The following is a 23,181-nucleotide window of genomic DNA, read 5'->3' on the forward strand; positions in this document are numbered from 1 at the left end:
TCTTAAAGTCTCAAGTCTAATTCCTAAGCGGTTTTCCATTCTGCAGCATGTACTGAATTCTCTCCAGTGTTTTTCTTTCACCACAAAGCTGTAGGAACGTTTCTCTTTCAAGGTTCAGTAAATATTGTTCAGTTACAATTGTTGGTTCGGAAAGATTTCCTCCGACCATTACATTGGCCAGTTTGTCTGCAATTTTTTTGTCGTGTGCAGAAATGAAATTTCCTGTTAACATTTGATCAGTTCCAACGTAGAACATTCCCAAGGCATCTTTACCCAAAACTTTTACTTTTTGTTCAATCGGTTGAGTATAACCTTGTTCAGCCAGTAACTTTGCCACTTTTTTAGCTTCGGCGATCTGTCTGTTTTTGCTAACGGAAACGATGTCTTTCCCTTTTTCAAGAATTCCCATATCATAAGCCTCGTAAGCGGACGTGGCTACTTTACCCATAGCGATATTCATGAAAGCTTCACGAAGTCTGTTGTTTTTAACATCATCGCTGTGGAATTCTCTGGAAGTTCTCAAGGTAAGTTCTTTAGTACCACCACCACCAGGAATCACTCCAACTCCGGTTTCTACCAATCCGATATAAGTTTCTGCTGCCGCAACCACTCTGTCAGCATGCATGGTCATTTCGCAGCCGCCACCGAGGGTCATTCCGTGAGGAGCCACTACTACAGGAATAGAGGAGTAGCGTACTCTCATCATCGATTTCTGGAAATAAGCGATGGCCATATTCAGATCATCCCAGTCCTGTTCGATAGCCATCATCAGAATCATAGCAAGATTGGCTCCTACAGAGAAGTTTGTTCCCTGGTTTCCAACAACCAACCCGTCATATTCTTTTTCAGCTAAATCAATGGCTCTGTTCAGTCCGTCAAGGACTTCGCCACCCAGAGAGTTCATTTTAGAACGGATCTCAAAGTTGATGATTCCGTCACCAAGATATTCAATAGCAGCCCCTGAATTGCTCCAAAGTGTTTTGTTTTTTCTAATATTGTCTAAGATAATGAATGCATCCTGACCAGGAATTTTGTTGTATTCTCCTGAATTTTTATCCACGAAAATGCTTTGTCCTTCATCATTAACTTTATAGAAAGTCTCTACATTTTTTACCCAGTCTGAAACTTCATAGCCTGCGTCTTTTGCCAGTTCTATACCTTTCTGAACACCTACGGCATCCCAGATTTCAAACGGGCCGTTTTCCCAGCCGAAACCAGCTCTCATGGCATCATCAATCTTATAGATTTCATCAGAGATTTCAGGAACTTTATGAGAAACGTAAGCGAACAGAGCACCTAAAGATTTTCTGTACAGTTCGCCGGCCTTATCTTTACCACCAATTAAAACTTTAAATCTGTCAATTGGTTTGTCAATATTTTTAGTTAATTCTAAAGTAGGGAAAGAAGATTTACCCTGCAGTTCATATTCTAATGTATCAAGGTTTAATCCGTGGATCTCAGATTTTCCTTCTGCATTTTTCACTTTTTTGTAGAAACCCTGTTCAGTTTTGGAACCCAGCCACTTATTATCCATCATTTTCTGGATATAGGCAGGAAGGGCAAAAACATCATTGAAATTATTGGCTTCAGCACCGCTCTGGCGTACACCGTTCGCTACCATTACCAGGGTATCAAGACCTACCACATCAGCAGTTCTGAATGTAGCAGATTTTGGACGTCCGATGACAGGACCTGTTAATTTATCAACCTCAGAAACGGTTAATCCTAATTTCTGTACGTTATGAAGAAGATCCATCATGGAGAAAACTCCGATTCTATTCGCAATGAAAGCAGGAGTATCTTTAGCTAAAACTGTAGTTTTTCCTAAGAATTTAGCCCCAAAACTCATGTAGAAATCAACCACTTCCGGAAGGGTATCGGGGGTAGGAATGATCTCTAAAAGAGGAAGGTATCTTACCGGGTTGAAGAAGTGCGTTCCCGCAAAATATTTTTTGAAATCATCGCTTCTTCCTTCAATGAGAAAATGAATAGGAATTCCCGATGTATTGGAAGAAATTAATGTTCCCGGTTTTCTGAACTGCTCAATTTTTTCATAAACAGATTTCTTAATGTCAAGTTTCTCTACAACGACTTCAATGATCCAGTCTGTGTTCTTGATCTTCTGAAGATCATCATCGAAGTTGCCTATTTTAATTCTATCCGCAAATTTTGGAGAATAGAGAAGGGCAGGACTTGCTTTTTTCAGTTTTTCAAAGTTTTCAGAAGCAATTCTGTTTCTTACCACCTTGTCATCTTTGGTCAAACCTTTTTTCTGTTCAGCTTCCGTCAGTTCAAAAGGAACGATATCCAATAGAGACACTTCCACACCAATGTTGGCGAAATGTGCCGCAATACCGCTACCCATAATTCCTGAACCAAGAACCGTTACATGTTTGATTCTTCTTTTCATTATAATTTATTTTCTGTTATTTAATAATTCGTTTGCAATTTTCATGATCTCGGACATGACCTCCTTAAAGGTTTCAATTTTCTCAGGAGCAATCTTTTCCATCACCTTCTTGTTGAAATTAACGACCACTTCTTTTGACATGTTTCTTGAATTCAGGCCTTTATCGGTAAGTTTGATGATCACTTCCCTTTTATCGGCAGTGGTCTTTTCCTTATAAATATATCCGTTGTCTTCCAGAAGTTTGATGATTCTGGTCAAAGAGGTGGGTTCAATCGCCATTTTAGGACCTAAGTTTGTACTTCGGGTACCTTCCTTGGGATCAATTTTAAGAAGGGTGAGGGCTTGTACAGCTGTAGAATCGTGCTCTTGAGCAAGTTCTGTATACATTTTAGAAACAGCCAACCAGGTCTGTTTTAAAACTAAATCTACGTTTTCTATTTTTTCTTTATTATTATCCATCATTTATGTACGAATGGTGTTACCCAAATTTAGTAAATATTATGCATGCATAGTATTTATTAACGTTAAATTTTGTTAATAACCTGATAGTTAATGGATTAAATTGTATGATTAGCATAATACTATGCATGCATAGTATATGAAATACATAAAGAAAGCCTAGTATTAATGAATGTTTTTAATGAAATCAACTATTTCTTCGAAAGATTCATATTGCTGAGTAGTGTTGCCGGTGAGAATTTCCCAAAAACCGTCCTTATAGCTAAAATGCAGAGCAGAAAGGTCTTTTTCGGAATTTTTCTGCAATAAAGAATAAAGCATTTCTTTGTGAACCTCCGGTGCATTAATAGAAGGCGGAACAAAATTTTCATTTACCTGGAATAATGCAGCATTGGTAAGTTCATCATGCTGAAGCAATATATCTTCTACAAGACCGGAGAAAAGCTGATTATCCTTTACATACCAGATTTTGTCCGCAAATTCTTTGGCCAGCCTCCAGTCGTGGGAAGAGAATAATATGATTTTATTTTGCTCCTTAGCCAGCCTTCGAAGCGTCTTTAAGATAATGAGTTTGTTTTTCTCATCGAGATGGGTTGTTGGTTCATCCAGAATAATAACCGGAGAATTCTGAGTGATAGCCCGTCCGATAAATGCTTTCTGCAGATTTCCGTCTGAAAGGTTTTTGAGAAGAGTATGTTTATACTGATCCAGATCCAGTTCATTAATAATATGTGTCACTTCATCCCTGTCTTCTTTTCTGAGTTCAAAATAAAAAGGGTAGTAGATGTATTTTCCCAATGAAATAAGATCTTCAACAGTATAATGCTGAGGAACATTTGACTTTGAAAAAACAACAGCGATATTTTCTGCAATTTCTTTAACGGAAAGGTATTTTATGTTTTTTTTATTAATTGAAATCTCTCCACTTACAAGGGAAGTCTGATGTAAAACAGATTTGATAAGCGTCGTTTTTCCTACACCGTTATTTCCTATCAGAAGACATACGTCGCCCAGTTTCAGATCTGCATGAGCATTTGAAATTAAAGTGGTGTCGTAGCCTATGTTGGCCTGTCGGATTTCTAGGTGCATTGATTTGTTGTTAATTGCAAAACACAATTCTTTTTACAAAAATACTGTTTTTAAGGAGCAATGAATTTGGTTTTTACCAAATTTCATATGGATTTATTTATAAAAAATTTACAATTCTTGTAACTCCATTTTTGAAAACATCGGATTGGAAATTGCCTCAAAGACAATCTTTGATAATTCGTTTTCTGTCATTTGTGTTGTTTTTGTATTTAATTTTGTTGGTTAATCGCAAAGGCGCAAAGTTTTTTAATCTTTATGCTGCTTTAATGCGCAAGAAAATCAAAGATTTTCAGCAAGCACGGTATCAATTCATTCAGCAATAATTTTGCAATACAAAATTTTATCAAAGATAAAATCCTTGTGTCTTAAAACAAAATCATGAAAAATTTCTTCGCGCCTTTGCGATTAACCAACAAAGTAGATAATTTATAAATCAGCGAGCAAATAAAAAATAAATTCCCGCAGATTTGTCAGATTACAAAGATCTTATTTACGGCTTAAAATTCACAATTAAACCATTCACTTATTCACCGTCAAACCTTATTCTGCTTCAAAAGCATCAGTAAAATCACAGGAATTCCGAATACAGAACTTATCACATTTATAGGAATCTGTGTTTTTTCTGCTATTATGGAGAAGAGCATCATAATCAGCATTCCAAGAAACATATTCAGGATCCATTGCTGCCATAATCTGGAAGGATTATAAACCAGTCTGCAGAAATGCGGAACAATGATCCCAATAAACAAGATAGGTCCAAGGAATGCAGTTATAGAAGCAGAAAGGAGAGAAGAGGCTGCAATGATCAGGATTTTGAGCTGACGAAGATTGACTCCCAGACTCTGAGCATAGGAAGTTCCCAATGAATTCCCAATCAATGGCTTTATCGTTTTAAAACAAAAAAACATTCCAATGAAAACGAGGATAGACAATACATAGATCTGGTTTCTGGTCACCATATTATTAGCCCCGAAAGACCATAAAATATAATTTTTGAGGCTTTGGTTTTCTGCATAGAACTGTAATAATGAAACTACAGCACCGGCAAATGCTGAAACAAGGAATCCAAAAATGATAAGATAAGATTTATCCTGAAATTTATTTGACATGGAAAGGAGTACCAGCATCAGAATAAGGCTTCCTGCAATGGCCGAAAGGCTCAGAAAACTGTTCTGTAAAAATTCCGGGATCAGAAGATCGTGGGAAAAGAATATATAAAAAGCTACAGACAAGCTGGCAACAGAAGTAATTCCTAAAATATCCGGACCGGCCAGAGGATTCTGAAAATATTCCTGCATCAGAAAACCGGATGTCGGAATTGATATTCCCGCCAGAAGCATCACCAGAACCCGGTTGATACGGATTTCAGCGATCTGGCTTTGAGCGGAATCTTGAAAGAAATCCTGCAGATTTAAATTTAAAAATCCTGTGTTCAGGTTGATAACTGCAGCAAGAATAATAGCAGTAGTCAGCAGTAAACACAGAATCTTGAATTTTTTTGACATGATCAGAAAGAATCTGGATGTTTTATTTTAAAAGAGCATCAATTTTAGAATTCAATACTTCTTCGGTCATCATTCCTAGATATTCGTCGACTTTATCTCCTTTTCTCAAATAAGTAAAGGGAATTGAGCCGCCGTCCCATTGTTTGAAATTGTTAGTGAAAAAATTGGCGTCCAGCTTCTGGCCATCCAAAAGGATGATATTTGCTGAAAGATTATTTTCCAGTGCAAATTTTTTCACAGAAGTATTCCATTCAGACTTATCATCAAGGTTGATAAAAGTAAACTTTACCGGCTTATCTTTTAATTCCTCCATTTTGTTCTTAAAATGAGGAATTTCTCTCATACACGGACCACACCATGTCGCAAAAAAGTTGGTCACATATAAAGTGTCATTCTTCTGAGCTAAATATTTTCCGAGGTTTTCCGGAGAAAGTTCCTTAGATGTGTAAGCTGACGTTTCAGAAGCTGTATTTTCCGTAACGGAAACTGAGTCTGCCACGGTAGTAGCATCGGTTTTTGGGGCTTCTTTTTTACAGCTGTAAAGAGCCGTGAGAATAAGCGTGGATAAAATTATCTTCTTCATAAATTATTTTTTGACTATTTTTGAATTGAAGTATGGAACAACAAATCTATAAAGGGAAACTGATACAGTTTCATCCGTTAAAAGTAGCGAAAAAGGAACAACTGACCAAAAATACTTTTTCTCTGGAATTGGAGATTCCCGGGAGTTTGAAGGAGAATTTCAAGTTTGAAGCCGGACAATTTGTAAGCATAAAATTTATCGCTCACGGTAAGGAAATCATTAATGATTATTCAATGACTTCAGCTCCTTATGAGAAAAAAATATGCCTGGGAATCAAAGTGAATTCTCCTGATGGAGCCACTTCGGAGCTGTTCAAAAATTATAATATTGGAGATGAGCTGATGGTAGGAGAACCTTCCGGAAGGTTTACGCTTGTCTCCAAACCAAGCGAATTCCGGACGATTGTTGCTTTTGCAGCTGGAATAGGAATCACCCCGATCCTGAGTCATTTTAAAAATATCCTTCATACGGAACCACGCACCAGGCTTTTTCTATTTTTTGGAAACAAAAGCTCTGAAGAAGTTATTTATAGGGAACAACTGGATAATCTTGCGAGAACGCACGGTGAAAGACTTCAGATTTTTTACTTTTTTTCAAAGGAAAAAACGGCAGACCAGTTTTTCTACGGAAGGCTGGATGAAAGGAAGCTGAACTTAATCATCAATCAAATTCTCCATCTGGATGATACAGACGAAGAATCTACCATCTGGGATGCAGTAGATGAAGTGTTGATATGTGGGAAGGGAGAGATGATTAAATCGCTGGCAAATGCATGCTATCACCATGGAATTCCGAAAAAGAATATTCATTTTGAGCTTTTTGAAGAATATAATGATGATATTTATCCTGTAGAAAAAGAATTTCCGCTGATTGAAAATGTGGAAGTCAAGTTTAAAATGCTTGGAAAAGAATATGAAACCCATCTTCCTGATAACCGGGAGAAGATCCTGCAACAGCTTTTAATCCAGAATTTTCCGGTTCCTTATTCATGCAAATCCGGAATATGCGGAAGCTGCGAATGTTACCTTGAAGAAGGAGAAGTAGAACTGCTTGAAAATGAATATCTGACTGAAAAAGAAGAAGCACAAGGTAAAATACTGGCATGCATGTCCATTGTAAAAAGTAAGAAAATAAAGCTTAACTTTGACCTTAGTTGAGAATAATCAGGAACATATTTAACTTGGGAATGGTATCAGCAGAAATAGGAATTCTGCTGATATGTCTTTGTAATGCATGGGTTTTTGGGCTTACCAACGGCCGTACCTACACCAAGATTTCTAAAATTCCCCCACGGGAAGTTGCACTGGTACTGGGAACTTCTCCCAAGATGAGATCCGGCCAGTCCAATCCTTATTTTACAAAAAGAATGGATGCTGCGGCACTTCTTTATCACCATGGTAAGATCAAAAAGATTATTGTAAGCGGAGAAAAAAGCAGAGGATATAACGAGCCTGCTGCCATGAAAAATTACCTGGTCAATCAGGAAGGGGTCCCGGAAGACATTATCATAGAAGATCCGAAAGGATTCAATACTTATAAAAGCATTCTGCGATGTAAAGATGTTTACAAAAAGAAAGATGTGATCATTGTATCACAGGGCTTCCATAATCTCCGTGCCTTGTTTTTTGCAAGAAACAACACGATGAATGCCCTGGGTTTTGATGCGCAGGATGTCAGCAAGCCTGAAAGCTACTACAGAAACCAGTTCAGGGAAATACTCGCCCGAGTGATTGCTGTAGTCTATTTCATACTGGGAATTTCTCCGGATTAGAAAGGATATCCGAACGCGATATTCAATGTTGGTTTGAAAGGCTGGAAATGCCTGAATCTCCATCGTTCCCCATCGGGTTTATTCGGATCATATATCTTATAGGCTAGATCAAGTCTGAAAGTAATGTAGGCAACATTTACCCTTAACCCGAATCCACTGCCGATCCCCATTTGTCCTAAGAATTTATTGAATTTGAATTCATCACCGTAGCCATCATTATAGTTTTTAAGACTCCATGTATTTCCGATATCTGTAAATAAAGCTCCTTCATACATTTCATTGAAAGGAATTCTATATTCAATGTTGGTAGTAAGCTTTACGTTATCAGTCATATAAGTACGGACTCTCTCATCCACCTGAGAGTCTGCCGGACCCAATCCTCCAAAGGCCACCCATGCTCTGATATCATTGGATCCTCCGTTGAAATAAGATTTGATGACAGGCATATTGGTGGAGTTTCCAAAAGGAATACCCACCCCGATGAACTGTCGTAAAACCAGAGTCTGGTTACCGTTGAATTTAAAATATTTCCTTGTATCAATATCGAATTTTACAAACTGCGCATAAGGAATCCCAAAAATGGTTCTTTGCGGGCTTGTTATAACGCCACCTTCATCCCTTTTTTGATTGAAGATGCTTAAAATATTACCCGCAAGCTCTACCTTACCATTAAAATAGAATGCATTAGGATAATCTTTTTTACCAATCTCATTGTAAACGAAATTATAGATCATCGACGAAATAAGAACGTCCTGAGTCTGTCTGTCTTTATTTACAAGGGTTCCTTTGAAGGCGGTAAGGAGATCCTGTCCCTGCTGGTCAAGAGTTCCCTGATAGTTTGCATCATCAACAATCTGTTTCGAAACATTGTCAAGGCTTAGCTCCCCGGAAAGGTATTTTTGCCTGGTAACAGGATCATAGGCGAAATAGCTTGCAAGTATATCATCCTTTATGATTTCATCATTACTGAAATAGTCATAATAAGCATCTTTATTTTTTGTAAGGCTGATCTGTGTATTAAAAAGAGTCAGCCTGTGTGACACCTGATCGTTGACATTCGCCTGGTAATTTAATCCCGTATTGAAGTTTACCCTTCCCAATCCGATATTATTCTGTACAGAAGCCCCTAAAAGGATAGAGGAGGTCGGGGTATATCTTTTAGGAAGAAGTTTATAATAATTGAACGGAAGCAGAAGTCTTGGGAAATTAAGAGAAGCCTGAGCCGAAATCTCATAGGCAAGCTCCCTTTTACTAATGTCCTTTGTACTTCTGATAGATCCGAACGTTCCTGAAATGCTTGTTGAAAGGTTTTCTGCCCCCCGGAAAACATTCCTTGTGGTAAGATCTACAGAAGGGGATATCCCAAGATTCAGAATCTGAGAATAGTTGATATCTGTTCCCAGTTTCAGCTCATATTTAGGAAGCGGTTTCAATAGATACAGAACATCAACGATGCTGTCATTAGGTGAAGTACCGCCACCTCTTCTTAAAGAATCTCTTGCCTTCAGAATACTGAAGTTATTCATGGCGATGAAATTCCTTTTCGTAAGATCCAGAGCTTTCTGGTCATACACTTTCTTACTGTCTACTATCACGGCTCTCCATAAAGAAGACGTTTTATAGCTGTCGTCCATTTTATGGAATCTTATTCTCCTTAAACTATCTTTAACGGTATTTTTCGGAAAATCGCCGGCCTCGTTCACAATGGCCACATCAATATTTCCAATGGTTGCCACTTTATAAGGATGGTCGGCAGAATCTTTATGGATCTCCAGGGTAAGAGGAACCTGTTTTCTGCTTTTCAGGGAATCTGCTACGAAATAGATCTCTTCATTGGAACTGTTAAACCTATAGTATCCGTTTTCCCGCATCAGTTCGGTAATTCTTGTCACCTCTTTTTCAAGAACAGTCTGGTCTAGCCTCTGGCCGGATCTTATCAGACTCTTATCAAGTTTTTGCCAGTACAGGCCTTTCACAGTGGGATCTGTAATATTGTAATAATAATCTTTAATATAGGTAGGATCATTATGCTTAATGAAATAATTAACGGCAGCCTTCTTGGACGCAGAATCCATAGAATGCTTGAATTTGACATCGGCATCCCAAAATCCTCTGTAGACAAGCCTCTTCTCAATAGATTCAGCACTTTTTTCACTTCTTGTCTCATCGAGTATTACAGGCGGGTTTCCCCAGCTGTGAAGCAAACGGTCCAAAAACAATGTTTTTCCTACGCTGCTTTTCATATTATATTTAATGAAAAGGGAGTCTCTGAGTTTCTGATTTCTCATTTCACTGGGATAAGTCATGTACTCATTGAGCAAAGTATCATATTTAGGATTGGCCATATTGTAAAATCCTAACCCCAGCGGTATGAAAAGGAGTTGCTTTTTATTGGGCTTCTGCTGGACATAATCTTTCAGTTCATCATCGAAAGATTCTTTCTTGTCTTCAAACTTAAAGTTGTTCCTGGTAAGCAGATATTCGCCGTCCGGAACTTTTTTAGTTGTACTGCACGCATAAAGGAGACCAACAAATGTTGCAAATGAGATAATTTTATAATATTTTTGAGGAGAATTCTTATAATGCTTACAGCTCATACAATAAAAATTTTACAGTCTTTAGATAAAAAGAAGTTCAGACAAAAATACAATTTGTTTTTGGTTGAAGGTAATAAAATCATTTGTGAACTTTCTGAATCCAGATTTAAAGTTAAAGAAATATTTTCTACCGATCCGCAAAAATTGGACCGGACAGATGCACCCGTTATTCAGATCACTGAAAATGAGCTGAAAAAAATCAGTTTCCTTAAAACGCCTAAAGATTCTGTTGCAGTTTGTTATCTGCCCGAAGAAGAAGAAAAAAGGGAGGACAAGGATATTCAGCTGGTTCTGGACGGTATTCAGGATCCGGGCAACCTGGGCACGATTATCCGCCTGGCAGACTGGTTCGGAATAGAACAGATTATCTGTAGTGAGGATACCGTGGATGTTTACAACCCTAAAGTGATTCAGGCTACCATGGGCTCTTTTACCCGGGTGAATATCATGTATACGGATCTCGTTGAATATCTTTCAAAAACGGGGAATATCAATATCGGAACCGATATGGAAGGGGAAAATATCTATACTTTTGAAAAACCTGAAAAACTCAACCTTATTCTGGGTAATGAAGGAAACGGAATGAGACCCGAGACAGAGAAATTCCTTCAGCAGTGTATTACCATTCCGAGATTCGGCAAATCCCAGTCTACAGAAAGTCTGAATGTTTCTATGGCAGCAGGAATTATTTTGGGGCAACTGTTTTCTAAATAGAAATTAAGAAACTAGAAGTTAGATATTAGAAATTAGTTGATGGAAGTCTAAAATATCAGTATTAATTTAGAATATCTAATAATGAAATATTTTATTTCCCAGGAAAACTTCTAACCTCTAATATCTAACTTCTAGTTTCTATATCAACTGTTCCAGGCTTGAAACACTCTTATTTTTTTGGTATACTTCCAGTTTCTTTCTGACATATTTAAGGGCAATAGGAGCCAGGTAGATCATAGCTGCACCCAGAAGTTTTTTCTTCCAGTTAGAGCTCTTCATGTTGTTTTTGGCGTAATTTCCGACCAAAGCAGTAATTCCCAATTTTATCAGACTGTCTGTCACATTACCGCCTAATGCAGTACTGGCAATTCCTACAGCCGTTTGTTTATTGATGAACATATCTTTTACTTCGGAAGTCAGATGTCTGGCAATGACATCTTTTCGGAGAACTACTTTTTCATCACCGTCATCATCTACTTTTTCCTGCAGATACTGATCTGTAAGGCCATTTGTGAATGCACTCAGGCTTTCTTTTGTATTCTTAAAGGTAAGAAGGTTTTCCAGATCATTGATCTCGCTTTTAAGCAGCTTTTTCTTTCTTCTTAATTCTTCGATGCTTTCGTAATTTCTGCCCATAGCTTAATGATTTAAAAATTTAATAACCTGATTCGCAACAACATTCACAATCTTATTTTTAAAAGCAATGATAAATGCCATTACCACAACATAAAATCCGGCGACGATCAGAAAACCGTAAGAGGTATTATCCATCGCCTTGCCAATAAGAAATGCCATTCCAAAGTTAAAAAGGATAATAAAAAAAGTAAAAGCAACTAGCAGCACTACAAAGTAGGTAATGAGCCCTGCAGAAAGAGAAGATTTTTCTGTAGCTTCAATTTTCAGAAGATCTATTCTCTTTGATGCATATTCTTTAATAGTCTCTATCATTGTTTTTTTTTAAAGTTACAAAAAAAGGAACTTTCGTGCAAAAAGTTCCTTCCCATAATTTACTCAAAAAATAAACTACTTATTTTTTAAGATCGTTCAGTTCCGCTTCTACATCCTTTACTACGTCTGCAGTTTTGGAAACAATCTGATCTTTGTATTTGTCATATCCGTCTTTTACCGTATGGGCTACACTGCTGGCTGTTTCTTTGAAAGTAGAAGAGATATTGCTGTACTGGTCTTTTACTTTTTCAGAAACCTCGCCGTATTTGTTTTTAGCCTGGTCTTTTAGGTCGCCTGCTTTATCTTTGATTTTTTTTCTAGTTTCTTTACCTTCTTCAGGCGCATAAAGCATACCTAAGATTACACCTGCTGCAGCACCTGCAAGAAGTCCTGCCAATATACCTGCTGTATTTTTTCCGTTTTTCGACATTTTAAGCTTTTTTAATAGTTAATAAATATTAGTTTTTACTGTGTTAAAATCTACAATTTGTATACCAAAGGAGGGATTATGCCTATTAAAAATTGTTAAATCTTTTTAATGTGAGATAGAATCAGATCTATGGTTTCGTCTTTTGTAAGTGTTGTATTGTCAATAACGATGGCGTCTTCAGCCTGTTTTAAAGGGGCGATTTCCCTTTCACTGTCGATCTTGTCACGGTCTATAAGGTTTTGTTTCACCTGCTCTCGGTCTGCCTGGATTCCCAGACCTGCCAATTCAAAATACCTTCTGTTGGTTCTTTCGTCAATGCTGGCAGTAAGAAAAAATTTATAGTCCGCATTTGGCAGAACTACTGTCCCTATGTCACGTCCGTCCATAATAATGCCACCCTTTTCTGCCAGTGAACGCTGAGAATGAAGAAGAAAGTCTCTTACTTCTTTCTGTTTGGCAACAATACTTACATTGTCAGAAACCTCTGTGGTACGGATCTGCTTGGAAATATCAATATGATTTAGGTAAAGAATCAGTTCGTTGTCATTGTTTCTGAATTCAAGCTCGATCTGATCTAAAGAAGAGAATAATTTCTGGAGATCGATGGAGCCGTTCTCATCCATGCAGTTCTGTATGGCAAACCATGTAATCCCCCTGTAAAGTGCCCCGGTATCCAGATGTATAATACCCAGTTTATCGGCAATGACCTTGGAGATTGAACTTTTTCCGGTAGACGAGTACCCATCGATAGCTATTACAGGTTTTTTCATACCGCAAATTTCAAGAATTTTTTTAAAAAATCAAGGTTGTCCAGAAAAAAATCTACATTGTTATGTAAATTTTTGTGTTGAAATTACTCTCCCGCATGGCTGCTAAGGTCCATAGAAATGCCTATCTGGTTCACGTTGGATGAATTATGATAACGGATATGGGCATAATCTATGCGGAATCTTCTTAATTTAATTCCAAACCCGCCTGAAAGTCCCGAAAAGTTTCTCTGATCTGCCACAGCAAGTTCGTTTCCTCTTTTCGCATTATATCCAAGCCTGATATTGAAGTTTTTTTCCGGGAAAAGTTCTGCTCCTATAGAAAAGTGGTCTGCCAGCTTTCTTCCGAAACCTACTTCCTGACCGTTTACATTATATTCCGAAGAAATATCAAACTGCTGAAGATCGTGGGCCGTAATGGTAACGGCAAGCGGAATGGCTTTAAGAATTCTTGTGTATCCGAGATCTACCCTGAACGGAAGATTTTCCCTGGTCCCGTTGAATGATTTCAGCTGAAATCCAAAATTTCTCATGACAAGAGAAAGGACTTCTTTATTCTTTTTATTATGATAGGTAACTCCTGCTGTTCCGGAGATCGCAGAAGAAGTATAGTTGTCAATTTTTGAAGTGATGAAATTGATGCCACCGCCAATAGTCCAGTCCTCTTCGAACTGATAAGCATAACCTGCGCCTATTGCTACGTCTGAAGCTTTGAATTCACCGTTTTGTTCACCGCTTTCATCGGTTCTGGGAATGCTTCCGTAAGTCATGTACCTGGCATTGATGGTTGCCATATGTCCATTATCAAAGTCTCTGGCATAGGCAACAGTTCCGTATTTGGAATCAGCAAGATAAGCTGCGGCATTCACAGAAAGCTGTTTGTCTGAATCTTTATTTAATAGAGCTGGGTTTGCAATAGCAAAGGAGACATCATAGTCTCTGATAGAAATTGCATCGCCGCCTAGGGCAGCCTGTCTGGCAGATACAGGAATGTTTAAGAAAGGATAAACATTTGTTCCTGTTTGCGCATAAGAAACAATTCCTGACAGAAATAATGAAAAAATGACAATTTTCTTCAATTCAATTTATAATTAATGCAAAAATAATCCTTTTTCGTACTTATCAAAATATTTCTGACATTATTTCTGCGTAATATTTTTCTTTATTCAATATTTTTAATGATTATATTTGCAAAATCTAATTTCGGAGAAAATTACTCCGGTAAAGCTTATTAAAAATTAAAGATGAAATATAAAAGAATCCTTCTGAAACTGAGTGGTGAGGCCTTAATGGGGAACAGACAATATGGTATAGACAATGAAAGACTGCAGGAATATGCCGCAGAAATCAAGAAAGTAGTAAAAAAAGGCTGCGAAGTTGCAATTGTCATCGGAGGAGGAAACATTTTCCGTGGAGTAGCAGGCGCTGCAAAAGGAATGGACAGGGTACAGGGAGATTATATGGGAATGCTGGCAACTGTGATCAACGGAATGGCTCTTCAGGGAGCGCTGGAAGATGCAGGGATCAAAACGAGACTTCAGTCTGCTATTGAAATGGACAAAGTAGCTGAGCCTTTCATCAAAAGAAGAGCCGTAAGACACCTTGAAAAGGGCAGAGTAGTAATCTTCGGAGCCGGTACAGGAAACCCTTATTTTACAACGGATACGGCAGCAACTTTGAGAGCTATCGAAATTGGTGCAGATGTGATTTTAAAAGGAACCAGAGTAGACGGAATCTATGATATGGACCCTGAAAAGAATGCGGATGCTGTAAAATACAACTCACTGTCGTTCGACGAGGTATATGCTAAAAATCTTAAGGTAATGGATATGACTGCCTTTACTTTAAGCCACGAAAATAAATTGCCGATCATCGTATTTGATATGAATAAGGACGGGAATTTAGAGAGAATTGTGGATGGAGAAAATGTAGGAACCTTAGTGGATTTGTAGGTGTGGGTTAGGTAATTGAAAAATTTAAATATTTAATAATTTAAAGATTTCTCATTACTAATCATTTATCACTTATAACTCTTCATTTATAAAAATGTGTAATTTATCAAATTTTAACTATATAATGGAAGAATTAGATCTTATATTAGAATCTGTAAAGCACGACATGGACGCCGCTGTAAAGCACTTGGATCATGCATTTCAAAGAATTAGAGCAGGACGTGCTTCTACAGCAATGGTTCAGGATGTGATGGTGGAATACTACGGAGCTCCGACTCCTATCAACCAGGTTGCCAATGTTTCTGTACCGGATGCCATGACTATTTCTATTCAGCCTTGGGACAGAACAGCGATTGGTGCTATTGAGAAAGCGATCATCAATTCAAACTTAGGCTTTGCACCTTCTAATAACGGGGAAAATATCATTCTTAACGTTCCGCCTTTAACGGAGGAAAGAAGAAGAGAACTTGCAAAACAGGCTAAGGTAGAAGCTGAAAGCACTAAAATAACAGTAAGAAATGCAAGACAGGACGGGTTGAAAGAACTTAAAAAGCTGGAAGGTATTTCCGAAGATGTTGTAAAGGGTGTGGAAGATGAAATCCAGGCTTTTACGGACAAATATGTAAAGCTTTGTGACGAGCATCTTAAGACGAAAGAAGCTGAAATTATGAAAGTATAATTTTCAGATTTATCAATATATAAAGCACCTTTACAGGTGCTTTTACTTTTTATAATAAGAGAGTGGTTTTAAAAATAGCAACCGCATTTCCCATAATTTTTACAAGCTCCGGCTTTCCATCACTCACCGTTACTTTTACATTCACTGTTCCCAGACGGTTAATTTGCTCACCTTGTCTTCCATTAAATTCAAAATATTCCCCCTGAACATCTACTAATTTATTCTGAACAAGATATCCGCCTAAAGGACCATTTGCATTTCCGGTTACAGGATCTTCGGTGATTCCTATAGCAGGAGCAAACATTCTTCCGTAGGTAAGAGTTTCCCTATGATCAGAATCAAATGTAAATACAAAATAACCATTACATCCGATTTCATTACTAAGCTTAACCAGGGCGCTCATATCCGGTTGGAGTTCGTTCAGGATCTTTCTGCTTTTAATGCCTATCATCACTTTTGAATGGCCGGTGGATGCAATTTGAATCGGACAGTTTTCTTCAAGGTCAGAAGAACTCAGATGTAATGCAGAAAGCAGTTTTTTTGTTTGGTCATCATCAAAGGCCGGGCTTAATGTAAAAGCTCCCTGTGTCATGGTGATCTGGTAATCATGGTCTGTTTTTTCCACTTCAACAGGAAGAATTCCAATTTTAGTACTGATGCGCAAAATGCAGGATTCAAGATGATCTTCCAGTGCTTTAGCATAAAGTGCAGCAATGGTAGCATGTCCGCATGAAGGAACTTCTATGGATGGGGTAAAATAACGGATAGTATAATCACTTTCAGCATTCGCAGAAGAAAAAATAAAGGCTGTCTCTGAATTATTGAGTTCTCTTGCTATTGACTGCATATCTTCATCACTTAGTCCGTCTGCATTAAGAACTACACCGGCAGGGTTTCCTTTGAACTTTTCTGTCGTAAAAGAGTCTATCTGATAAATTAGTATTTTATTCATTTCAACGATTAATAAGGCGTATTAAATATAATTAAAAGTTTTGTTTTTTCATTGGTATTCGGGAATTAAGTACAGTTTCTTACTCTTTCAAAAGATGATCCTGTTTATAGATTTTTGAGCGCTTTGGGATATGAAAATCAAAAGGAATAGGGAATTCGGAAATAAAAAAGAGACTTTTCGGGGAAAGCCTCTCTGTTTACTTTTTTATTTACAATTCTCGTTGTAATCTGTAATAACTTCTTCCACAATTTCCGGGACATTAGACATTACATCGTCAATCTGACTTTTGATCAGTTTTCCTAATCCGGATCTCTTTTTTTCATCATTTTTAAGCGAAGCATAAGAGCCGCTTGTTAACTTGCCTTTTGCATAGCTACAGTCTGCAATAATTATTTTGGCTTTGGCTAAAGTCAGTTCCTCAATCTTACCTCCTTTTTTTGAGTAAATGTAAGAAGGGGAATTTCTCATTCTTTCTGTTTCCTTTTCCGCTACAGCGATCTGGCCGCCGGCAGAGAATGTAGTAGGGTAGCCGTATAATTTATAGACTTTGATCTTGCCGTCTTTCACTACTTCTGCAAACTGATTACTTTTTGTAAGGTTGTTGAATGCTTTGATATTTCCGCTTAAACCTCCGGTGGCTGTATTGAAGCCTTCTTTGGTGTTGGTGTACTTAATCATTTCAAAATGTCTCTCATCATTGTTTTCATCAAAAGCAACATATTCTTTAATATCGTCCGGATCAAGGGTCTTAAACTTTTGTTTCTTCTTAGCCTTATCAACATCTGACGCTGCAACGAATTTTACTTTTTTCTGATTGCTCCAAGGATTCATGGCATCTCCGTTCAGCCTTACGATCCCTTCGATTTTCTTTCCGCCTTTATCAATGATATAACCGTATTTTTCATCGGTTCTCAATTCATAATCTGTGTTGTCTTCCTGTGCATAGGCATTGAATGATATCAATGTAAACAGGCTAAATAGTAAGATTTTCTTCATGTAATTATCGTTTTTTGTCATTTTTTGTAAATATAGCTTTTTATACCTTATGACAAGACGAAATAAATACTACAACCTCCCATAAAAAAGACCCGGGAGATCCGGGTCTAAATATTTTTAAATTATTCAATTTTTAAATCTTTAAATAAAGAATTACTGATATCTCTGATGTTCTTTATTTTTCGAGAATCTCTTTGTGATCGGTTTGAACAGTGCTTTATATTTTTCGGCATCAAACAGCTGAGAATCGGTAAGCGCCTTGTACGTCATCCAAATTCCGAAAGGAAGAAGGATAAGATTAGGAAGCCAAGCTGCCAGATAAGGGCTCATTCCTCCTCCCCATGCAATATTTTCAATACCAAGGTTCATCACATAGAAAATAATGAAAATAATGATGGCAATGATTACGGGAAGTCCCATTCCTCCTTTTCTGATGATGGATCCTAAGCTGGCTCCGATCAGGAAAAAGATGATACATGTTACAGAATAAGAAACAATTCTTTGCTGGTAAATAACGACTTTACTGAAATATTTCACATTTGAACTGAATTCATTCTTTTTACCCATGGCTGTAGATTTAAGATTATCCAGCCTGTTATAGGCATTAGAAATAATCTCCAGCTTTTTCTGTTCCTTTACCGTATCCAGTTTGATTTGCTGTTTTGCAACCGCTTTGGATTTTGTTTTATCCATATAGCTGATCACCGAATTAGTCTGGCTCAAAACATCGGCACCAATATTCGAAAAGAATTCAGCGTTCTCTTTCTTGTTTTTAGCAACGGTTTCATTAAGCTGTCCATACGTCTGGAAACGGTAGTCATCTGTGATCTGCTCCTTTTCAATAGCCTTGTTAATGACTTCACTGATGTCAAAATGGGAAACTAAGGTATCGAACTTAATAGCCTGATCCGGCTGTTTCAGTCTTACATTTTCACCTTTTCCTGCGAAATTGTCTTCAAATATATAACCGTTATAAAGCTCCAGCTTCAGGAAATTTTTATTGGCTGCCGGGACAAATTTTCCTTTTTCTGCCACAATAGATTGCTGATTTTCATAGGTGCTGGCTTTTCTGTGCACGAAAACTCCTTCAATGTTTTCCCCATTTTCCCCATAGATCTTATCAAATTTCACCATATATCCCGGAAGCTGGTCGATGAATTGCCCCGGTGTAAAGTTTAAAGCAGGTTTGGTTTGTGCAATATTGAAAAGCATATTCTTTGCCTTCTTCTGAAAGTCGGGAATGATGTTATTGGAAAAAAAGAAAAGCATGACTGCCAATACCGTTGCAACTCCCATAAGAGGTGCCATTACCCGTGTCAGAGAAATTCCTGCGGCCTTCATTGCAGCAAGCTCATACCGTTCTCCAAATTCACCGAAGGACATAATACTTGCCAGAAGAATCGTAAGTGGGAGCACCAGACTGATCACACTCACCCCAAGGTAAAAAAGAAGCTTAAGGATCTGCCAGTAGCTTAATCCTTTTCCCATAAACTGTCCCAGCTGAACCCAGATAATGTTTACAATAAAGATGAAAAACAAAACACTGAATATAAAGAAAAACGGGCCAAAGAAGGTTTTTATGATATATCGGTCTAGTATTTTTAGCATGCGTCAAAATTAATCAAAAAGCCACAAAGTTTACTTGTGGCTCTTATAATTTTTATACTTTTTATTGAACAGGTGAAAAAATGGAGTGCTCTTTTCCTTTTTTCAACTTTTAAAGTTCTGTGATGATGTAGTTTTTAAACTTATTCTTGTCAAAAACAAACATATTAGGATCCAGTGTCTGGTTTTCTTTATATTCTTTGATAGCAATTACAGCTACATCTTTATTGTTTCCGTGCTGCTCCAGTTTTACCATCTGCTTTTTCGCAGAATCTATAAAAAGGTAGACGTGTTGGATTCCGTTGGATTTCACAGGGGTCAACTTAATAAAATCTGCATTTACTCCGTTGACATTCTTTTTCCCGTTATAAGTTACGTTGTAATCATTTCTGTAGGTTGAAAGATAATTGATAGGGGAGAACATGCTGCTGCTTCCGTTAGGTTTTGCAATGGTTACCTCCATATCATCTGCATTGATGTTGTAGATTTTGCTACCGTCGAAGATCTGTTCCGTGTCCATAATCTTCAGCTTATATTTATCACCTGCAGAATAGTAAATTCCCGGTTCTGTTTTGGTTACCTGCCCATTCACGCCAGTTCCGAAAGAAAATTTGAAGTAAGAGTTCTTTTTGGACTTGTAGTTGGCTGTGACATCGTCAAGAATTTTTTTAGCTTTTGCATCAATTTTCTGTGCATCAGCAAATCCTACAGCACCTATTACAAAACTTCCGACTATAACTTTTGAAATAATATTTTTCATTTTCTTATTTAATAAACTTTAAACATTCTAATGCTTCAAGGTTTAATTTATAAAGCATTTTTCCTTTAACTACGCAAATCTTCCAAAAACTGTTCCAAAGAATGAAGGTCACTGATAATCACCTCTCTTGCCTTTGCTCCGTTAAATCCTCCTACAATACCGGTAGCCTCAAGCTGGTCCATAATTCTTCCCGCTCTGTTGTACCCCAGTTTCAGCTGTCTCTGCAACATGGAAGTAGACCCCTGCTGTGTAGAGACGATGATTCTTGCTGCTTCTTCAAATAAGGCATCCTTTTCATTCGGATCAAAAGCACCTACTGTACTGGTAGAATCTTCGGAAACAAATTCCGGAAGGAGGAATGCAGATGAGTAACCTTTCTGTTCGCCGATATATTCTGCTAGTCTTTCCACTTCTGGCGTGTCCACGAAAGCACATTGAAGTCTTAAAATCTCATTTCCGTTGAAATAAAGCATGTCACCTTTACCGATCAACTGGTCTGCCCCCGGAGAATCCAGGATCGTTCTGGAATCCACACTGGAAATTACTCTGAAAGCAGCTCTTGCCGGGAAGTTAGCCTTGATCATACCCGTAATTACATTTACAGAAGGTCTCTGCGTAGCAACAATCAGGTGAATCCCTACGGCTCTTGCAAGCTGCGCAAGTCTGGCGATAGGAAGCTCAACTTCTTTACCTGCCGTCATGATAAGATCAGCAAATTCGTCTACAACCAATACAATATAGGGAAGAAAACGGTGTCCGTTCTCTGGATTTAATTTTCTTTCCGTAAACTTTTTGTTGTATTCCTTTAAGTTCTTACAGAATGCGTTTTTAAGAAGATCATACCTTGTATCCATTTCTATACAAAGCGAATTCAGTGTATTAATTACTTTATTGGTATCTGTAATGATTGCTTCATCAGCATCCGGAAGCTTGGCCAGATAATGTCTTTCAATCTTTGAGTATAATGAAAGTTCCACCTTTTTAGGGTCTACCATAACGAATTTCAGTTCGCTCGGATGTTTTTTATAAAGAAGAGAAGTAAGAATGGCATTAATACCTACGGACTTACCTTGTCCTGTAGCACCTGCCATCAGTAAGTGAGGCATTTTGGCAAGGTCAGCCATGAACACCTCATTGGAAATCGTTTTCCCGAAAACTACCGGAAGATCCATATCTGTATTCTGGAATTTGTGGGAAGCAATGACAGAACGCATGGAAACCATCGTAGGATTTTTTCTCGGCACTTCAATCCCGATTGTTCCTTTTCCAGGCATTGGGGCAATAATTCTGATTCCTAAAGCGGAAAGATTCAGGGCAATGTCATCCTGAAGTTTTTTAATAGCTGACACCCTGATTCCGGCTTCCGGTACAATTTCATATAAAGTCACTGTAGGACCAATTGTTGCTTTAATCTCGGAAATTCCAACATTAAAGTTCTTTAAAAGTCCAACAATCTTGTTTTTATTTTCTTCTAATTCTTCCTGGTTAATCGAGATTTCTTCGTTACCATAGTCTTTTAGCAATTCCACTGTAGGCATCTGGAAACCTGCCAGATCAAGTTTATGATCATACAGGCCATGCTTTTCTACAAGCTCCTGAGATTTTCTGTCCGAATCATCCAGTACATCTATTACCGGAGCGATCTCAACATTAAACTTAATATTATCCTGAGCTGGTGATGATACGGGAGGAGCCGGAGTAACGGCCGGGCTCACCGGTGTGATATCAAAAGCCTGTTCCGGAGTTGAAGTAGGGAAGGCTGGCTTGGTATTTAAATGTAAGCTCACAGGTTTTTCTTCCTCTTCGAAAGAAGTCTGGTTAGGCGTTACAATAGGTTCTAAATTTGTTACAGGCTGAACTTCAGGAAACCCTTTAGGAATGCTTACAGGTTCCTGTTCTTTAGTTTTTGCTTTATTTGAAACATCTGTAACGGTAACATTGAGACCGGCTTCTGCAGCTTCTTCTTCAAGTTCGGCATCCGCTTCAAAACTTTCTTCTGAGCTTGGCATCATCGATTTAACTTTACCGATCGTGCTATCATTGATCTTGTCCAGTTTTGCTTTAATAGAGCTCGGACGGAGATTGAATTCAAGAATGAAATATAAAAGGATGCTTGAAACAAGCACCACCCACAGTCCTACAGGGCCGATGATGGCATTCAGATAATCCATAATCTGGTATCCGTAAACACCTCCCAAAACACCCTGTCCTTTAGTGACTGCCCCCATAAAAATGGGAAGCCAACAAATAAAAAACAAAGAATGTCCGATAGTTTTCCAGGGCTTAAAAGTCCTTTTTTTAAGAATTAAGGTTCCCACTACCAAAAATAAGAAGGCGATAATAAATGATGCGATGCCTATGCTTTCGAAAATGAAAATATTTCCCAGCCAGTCGCCCACCTTCCCAAAGATATTTGAAGATTTTATCGTTTTATCGGTCATAGTTCCTGCCTGGCTCTGATCTGCCTTCCAGTTCATCAAATAAGAGATGAAAGAAAATGCCAGAACGACAGAGAAAAGTATAAAGGTAAGCCCGAAAAATATACGTGGCTTAGATAGTATTCTGCCTTTATCAGGCGATTCAGTCTGTTTTGTCTGTGTCTTTTTATCCATAATATCAATGTGGCAAATTTAATGTTTTTTCAACATTAATAGAATCTTTTTTTGTTCAAAAAGATAGCGTAATTTAGGGTTAATTTTTTAAAATTATACAGCGTTTTAAGATATTTTTTTTCATTGAAAAGCACTACAGCAGGTGCTTTTGAGCTACATCAAATGCATCAGCTATTGCTCCACTAATTTTGTTCCATAAAATGTAAAAGTGTAAAAATTTATAAAAATATGATCAAAAAACATCATGGTCTTATTTCGTTAACACTGATCAAAATCGAACTGACTGCAAATCCTTAGCTATTCCGGAATTTCATGGTCCTAAAATTGAGTTTTCTTTAATGGATTTTATCTT

The 23,181-nt window shown here is 37.7% G+C and carries 21 protein-coding genes; 5 read left to right on the forward strand and 16 right to left on the reverse strand.

Going from position 1 to position 23,181, the window contains the following annotated elements:
* Positions 1–16 precede the first annotated feature (16 nt).
* The 5 genes from AC4IFE_RS07630 to AC4IFE_RS07650 all read right to left on the reverse strand — a co-directional run bounded on the left by AC4IFE_RS07630 (position 17) and on the right by AC4IFE_RS07650 (position 6,046).
* Positions 17–2,410, reverse strand: coding sequence for a 3-hydroxyacyl-CoA dehydrogenase/enoyl-CoA hydratase family protein (locus AC4IFE_RS07630; RefSeq protein WP_490756059.1), 2,394 nt, complete (start codon positions 2,408–2,410; stop codon positions 17–19).
* A gap of 6 nt (positions 2,411–2,416) precedes the next feature.
* Positions 2,417–2,869, reverse strand: coding sequence for a MarR family winged helix-turn-helix transcriptional regulator (locus AC4IFE_RS07635; protein WP_034727924.1), 453 nt, complete (start codon positions 2,867–2,869; stop codon positions 2,417–2,419).
* 165 nt (positions 2,870–3,034) lie between these two features.
* The gene (locus AC4IFE_RS07640) at positions 3,035–3,958 is read right to left on the reverse strand and encodes an ABC transporter ATP-binding protein (RefSeq protein ID WP_490756060.1); all 924 of its coding nucleotides are present in this window, start codon (positions 3,956–3,958) and stop codon (positions 3,035–3,037) included.
* Positions 3,959–4,491: 533 nt separating this feature from the next.
* Entirely contained in the window at positions 4,492–5,463 is a 972-nt protein-coding gene (locus AC4IFE_RS07645; protein WP_490756062.1) for an iron chelate uptake ABC transporter family permease subunit, read from the reverse strand.
* Between the two features lie 22 nt (positions 5,464–5,485).
* Positions 5,486–6,046, reverse strand: a complete 561-nt coding sequence (locus AC4IFE_RS07650) for a TlpA family protein disulfide reductase (RefSeq protein WP_490756064.1) — start codon at positions 6,044–6,046, stop codon at positions 5,486–5,488.
* A gap of 32 nt (positions 6,047–6,078) precedes the next feature.
* Here AC4IFE_RS07650 and AC4IFE_RS07655 point away from each other — a divergent pair, with 32 nt between their 5' ends.
* Entirely contained in the window at positions 6,079–7,203 is a 1,125-nt protein-coding gene (locus AC4IFE_RS07655; protein ID WP_490756066.1) for a 2Fe-2S iron-sulfur cluster-binding protein, read from the forward strand.
* A gap of 29 nt (positions 7,204–7,232) precedes the next feature.
* Positions 7,233–7,817 carry a SanA/YdcF family protein gene (locus AC4IFE_RS07660; protein WP_490756068.1) on the forward strand — a complete coding sequence of 195 codons (585 nt, stop codon included), beginning with the start codon at positions 7,233–7,235 and terminating at the stop codon, positions 7,815–7,817.
* Here the strand turns inward: AC4IFE_RS07660 and tamL are convergent.
* The gene (gene tamL, locus AC4IFE_RS07665; protein WP_490756070.1) at positions 7,814–10,414 is read right to left on the reverse strand and encodes a translocation and assembly module lipoprotein TamL; all 2,601 of its coding nucleotides are present in this window, start codon (positions 10,412–10,414) and stop codon (positions 7,814–7,816) included. The two genes, AC4IFE_RS07660 and tamL, sit on opposite strands and share 4 nt — an antisense overlap.
* On the opposite strand from tamL, the gene AC4IFE_RS07670 reads away from it, so the two are divergent.
* Positions 10,400–11,128 carry a TrmH family RNA methyltransferase gene (locus tag AC4IFE_RS07670; RefSeq protein ID WP_490756072.1) on the forward strand — a complete coding sequence of 243 codons (729 nt, stop codon included), beginning with the start codon at positions 10,400–10,402 and terminating at the stop codon, positions 11,126–11,128. The two genes, tamL and AC4IFE_RS07670, sit on opposite strands and share 15 nt — an antisense overlap.
* A 138-nt stretch (positions 11,129–11,266) precedes the next feature.
* Here AC4IFE_RS07670 and AC4IFE_RS07675 read toward each other — a convergent pair whose 3' ends face one another.
* The 5 genes from AC4IFE_RS07675 to porQ all read right to left on the reverse strand — a co-directional run bounded on the left by AC4IFE_RS07675 (position 11,267) and on the right by porQ (position 14,352).
* Entirely contained in the window at positions 11,267–11,764 is a 498-nt protein-coding gene (locus AC4IFE_RS07675; RefSeq protein WP_490756074.1) for a phosphoribosyl-ATP pyrophosphatase, read from the reverse strand.
* A 3-nt stretch (positions 11,765–11,767) separates the two neighbouring features.
* Positions 11,768–12,076 carry a phage holin family protein gene (locus AC4IFE_RS07680; protein WP_490756076.1) on the reverse strand — a complete coding sequence of 103 codons (309 nt, stop codon included), beginning with the start codon at positions 12,074–12,076 and terminating at the stop codon, positions 11,768–11,770.
* A gap of 79 nt (positions 12,077–12,155) precedes the next feature.
* Positions 12,156–12,506: a YtxH domain-containing protein gene (locus tag AC4IFE_RS07685; protein WP_116011764.1), complete on the reverse strand. Its 351-nt coding sequence runs from the start codon at positions 12,504–12,506 to the stop codon at positions 12,156–12,158.
* 95 nt (positions 12,507–12,601) lie between these two features.
* Entirely contained in the window at positions 12,602–13,276 is a 675-nt protein-coding gene (cmk, locus tag AC4IFE_RS07690) for a (d)CMP kinase (protein ID WP_490756078.1), read from the reverse strand.
* Between the two features lie 83 nt (positions 13,277–13,359).
* Positions 13,360–14,352 carry a type IX secretion system protein PorQ gene (gene porQ, locus AC4IFE_RS07695; protein WP_490756080.1) on the reverse strand — a complete coding sequence of 331 codons (993 nt, stop codon included), beginning with the start codon at positions 14,350–14,352 and terminating at the stop codon, positions 13,360–13,362.
* Positions 14,353–14,517: 165 nt separating this feature from the next.
* On the opposite strand from porQ, the gene pyrH reads away from it, so the two are divergent.
* Together pyrH and frr are read left to right on the forward strand one after the other, a co-directional pair.
* Positions 14,518–15,225, forward strand: a complete 708-nt coding sequence (gene pyrH / locus AC4IFE_RS07700) for a UMP kinase (protein ID WP_306842357.1) — start codon at positions 14,518–14,520, stop codon at positions 15,223–15,225.
* Positions 15,226–15,349: 124 nt separating this feature from the next.
* Positions 15,350–15,904 carry a ribosome recycling factor gene (gene frr / locus AC4IFE_RS07705; RefSeq protein WP_490756083.1) on the forward strand — a complete coding sequence of 185 codons (555 nt, stop codon included), beginning with the start codon at positions 15,350–15,352 and terminating at the stop codon, positions 15,902–15,904.
* A 49-nt stretch (positions 15,905–15,953) separates the two neighbouring features.
* On the opposite strand, the gene AC4IFE_RS07710 is transcribed toward frr, so the two are convergent.
* The 5 genes from AC4IFE_RS07710 to AC4IFE_RS07730 all read right to left on the reverse strand — a co-directional run bounded on the left by AC4IFE_RS07710 (position 15,954) and on the right by AC4IFE_RS07730 (position 22,829).
* Positions 15,954–16,856, reverse strand: coding sequence for a PhzF family isomerase (locus AC4IFE_RS07710; protein ID WP_490756085.1), 903 nt, complete (start codon positions 16,854–16,856; stop codon positions 15,954–15,956).
* A 204-nt stretch (positions 16,857–17,060) separates the two neighbouring features.
* Positions 17,061–17,852: a hypothetical protein gene (locus AC4IFE_RS07715; RefSeq protein WP_490756086.1), complete on the reverse strand. Its 792-nt coding sequence runs from the start codon at positions 17,850–17,852 to the stop codon at positions 17,061–17,063.
* A 153-nt stretch (positions 17,853–18,005) separates the two neighbouring features.
* Positions 18,006–19,460, reverse strand: a complete 1,455-nt coding sequence (locus tag AC4IFE_RS07720; protein ID WP_490756088.1) for an LptF/LptG family permease — start codon at positions 19,458–19,460, stop codon at positions 18,006–18,008.
* A gap of 109 nt (positions 19,461–19,569) precedes the next feature.
* Entirely contained in the window at positions 19,570–20,217 is a 648-nt protein-coding gene (lolA1, locus tag AC4IFE_RS07725; RefSeq protein ID WP_490756090.1) for an outer membrane lipoprotein periplasmic chaperone LolA1, read from the reverse strand.
* A gap of 65 nt (positions 20,218–20,282) precedes the next feature.
* A complete protein-coding gene (locus AC4IFE_RS07730; protein ID WP_490756092.1) occupies positions 20,283–22,829 on the reverse strand; it encodes an FtsK/SpoIIIE family DNA translocase in 2,547 nt (848 codons plus the stop codon).
* Between the last annotated feature and the right edge of the window lie 352 nt (positions 22,830–23,181).

Source organism: Chryseobacterium sp. UF-81 (assembly GCF_058245105.1).

What these genes read in the sequence shown, in the direction of transcription:
- AC4IFE_RS07680 (WP_490756076.1), bottom strand. Translation starts at nt 12,076, where the DNA reads ATGATAGAGACTATTAAAGAATATGCATCAAAGAGAATAGATCTTCTG.
- AC4IFE_RS07670 (WP_490756072.1), top strand. Translation starts at nt 10,400, where the DNA reads ATGCTTACAGCTCATACAATAAAAATTTTACAGTCTTTAGATAAAAAG.
- AC4IFE_RS07730 (WP_490756092.1), bottom strand. Translation starts at nt 22,829, where the DNA reads ATGGATAAAAAGACACAGACAAAACAGACTGAATCGCCTGATAAAGGC.
- cmk (WP_490756078.1), bottom strand. Translation starts at nt 13,276, where the DNA reads ATGAAAAAACCTGTAATAGCTATCGATGGGTACTCGTCTACCGGAAAA.
- tamL (WP_490756070.1), bottom strand. Translation starts at nt 10,414, where the DNA reads ATGAGCTGTAAGCATTATAAGAATTCTCCTCAAAAATATTATAAAATT.
- AC4IFE_RS07655 (WP_490756066.1), top strand. Translation starts at nt 6,079, where the DNA reads ATGGAACAACAAATCTATAAAGGGAAACTGATACAGTTTCATCCGTTA.
- AC4IFE_RS07715 (WP_490756086.1), bottom strand. Translation starts at nt 17,852, where the DNA reads ATGAAGAAAATCTTACTATTTAGCCTGTTTACATTGATATCATTCAAT.
- AC4IFE_RS07650 (WP_490756064.1), bottom strand. Translation starts at nt 6,046, where the DNA reads ATGAAGAAGATAATTTTATCCACGCTTATTCTCACGGCTCTTTACAGC.
- lolA1 (WP_490756090.1), bottom strand. Translation starts at nt 20,217, where the DNA reads ATGAAAAATATTATTTCAAAAGTTATAGTCGGAAGTTTTGTAATAGGT.
- frr (WP_490756083.1), top strand. Translation starts at nt 15,350, where the DNA reads ATGGAAGAATTAGATCTTATATTAGAATCTGTAAAGCACGACATGGAC.
- AC4IFE_RS07645 (WP_490756062.1), bottom strand. Translation starts at nt 5,463, where the DNA reads ATGTCAAAAAAATTCAAGATTCTGTGTTTACTGCTGACTACTGCTATT.
- AC4IFE_RS07660 (WP_490756068.1), top strand. Translation starts at nt 7,233, where the DNA reads ATGGTATCAGCAGAAATAGGAATTCTGCTGATATGTCTTTGTAATGCA.
- AC4IFE_RS07640 (WP_490756060.1), bottom strand. Translation starts at nt 3,958, where the DNA reads ATGCACCTAGAAATCCGACAGGCCAACATAGGCTACGACACCACTTTA.
- AC4IFE_RS07630 (WP_490756059.1), bottom strand. Translation starts at nt 2,410, where the DNA reads ATGAAAAGAAGAATCAAACATGTAACGGTTCTTGGTTCAGGAATTATG.
- pyrH (WP_306842357.1), top strand. Translation starts at nt 14,518, where the DNA reads ATGAAATATAAAAGAATCCTTCTGAAACTGAGTGGTGAGGCCTTAATG.
- AC4IFE_RS07685 (WP_116011764.1), bottom strand. Translation starts at nt 12,506, where the DNA reads ATGTCGAAAAACGGAAAAAATACAGCAGGTATATTGGCAGGACTTCTT.
- AC4IFE_RS07720 (WP_490756088.1), bottom strand. Translation starts at nt 19,460, where the DNA reads ATGCTAAAAATACTAGACCGATATATCATAAAAACCTTCTTTGGCCCG.
- AC4IFE_RS07635 (WP_034727924.1), bottom strand. Translation starts at nt 2,869, where the DNA reads ATGGATAATAATAAAGAAAAAATAGAAAACGTAGATTTAGTTTTAAAA.
- AC4IFE_RS07675 (WP_490756074.1), bottom strand. Translation starts at nt 11,764, where the DNA reads ATGGGCAGAAATTACGAAAGCATCGAAGAATTAAGAAGAAAGAAAAAG.
- AC4IFE_RS07710 (WP_490756085.1), bottom strand. Translation starts at nt 16,856, where the DNA reads ATGAATAAAATACTAATTTATCAGATAGACTCTTTTACGACAGAAAAG.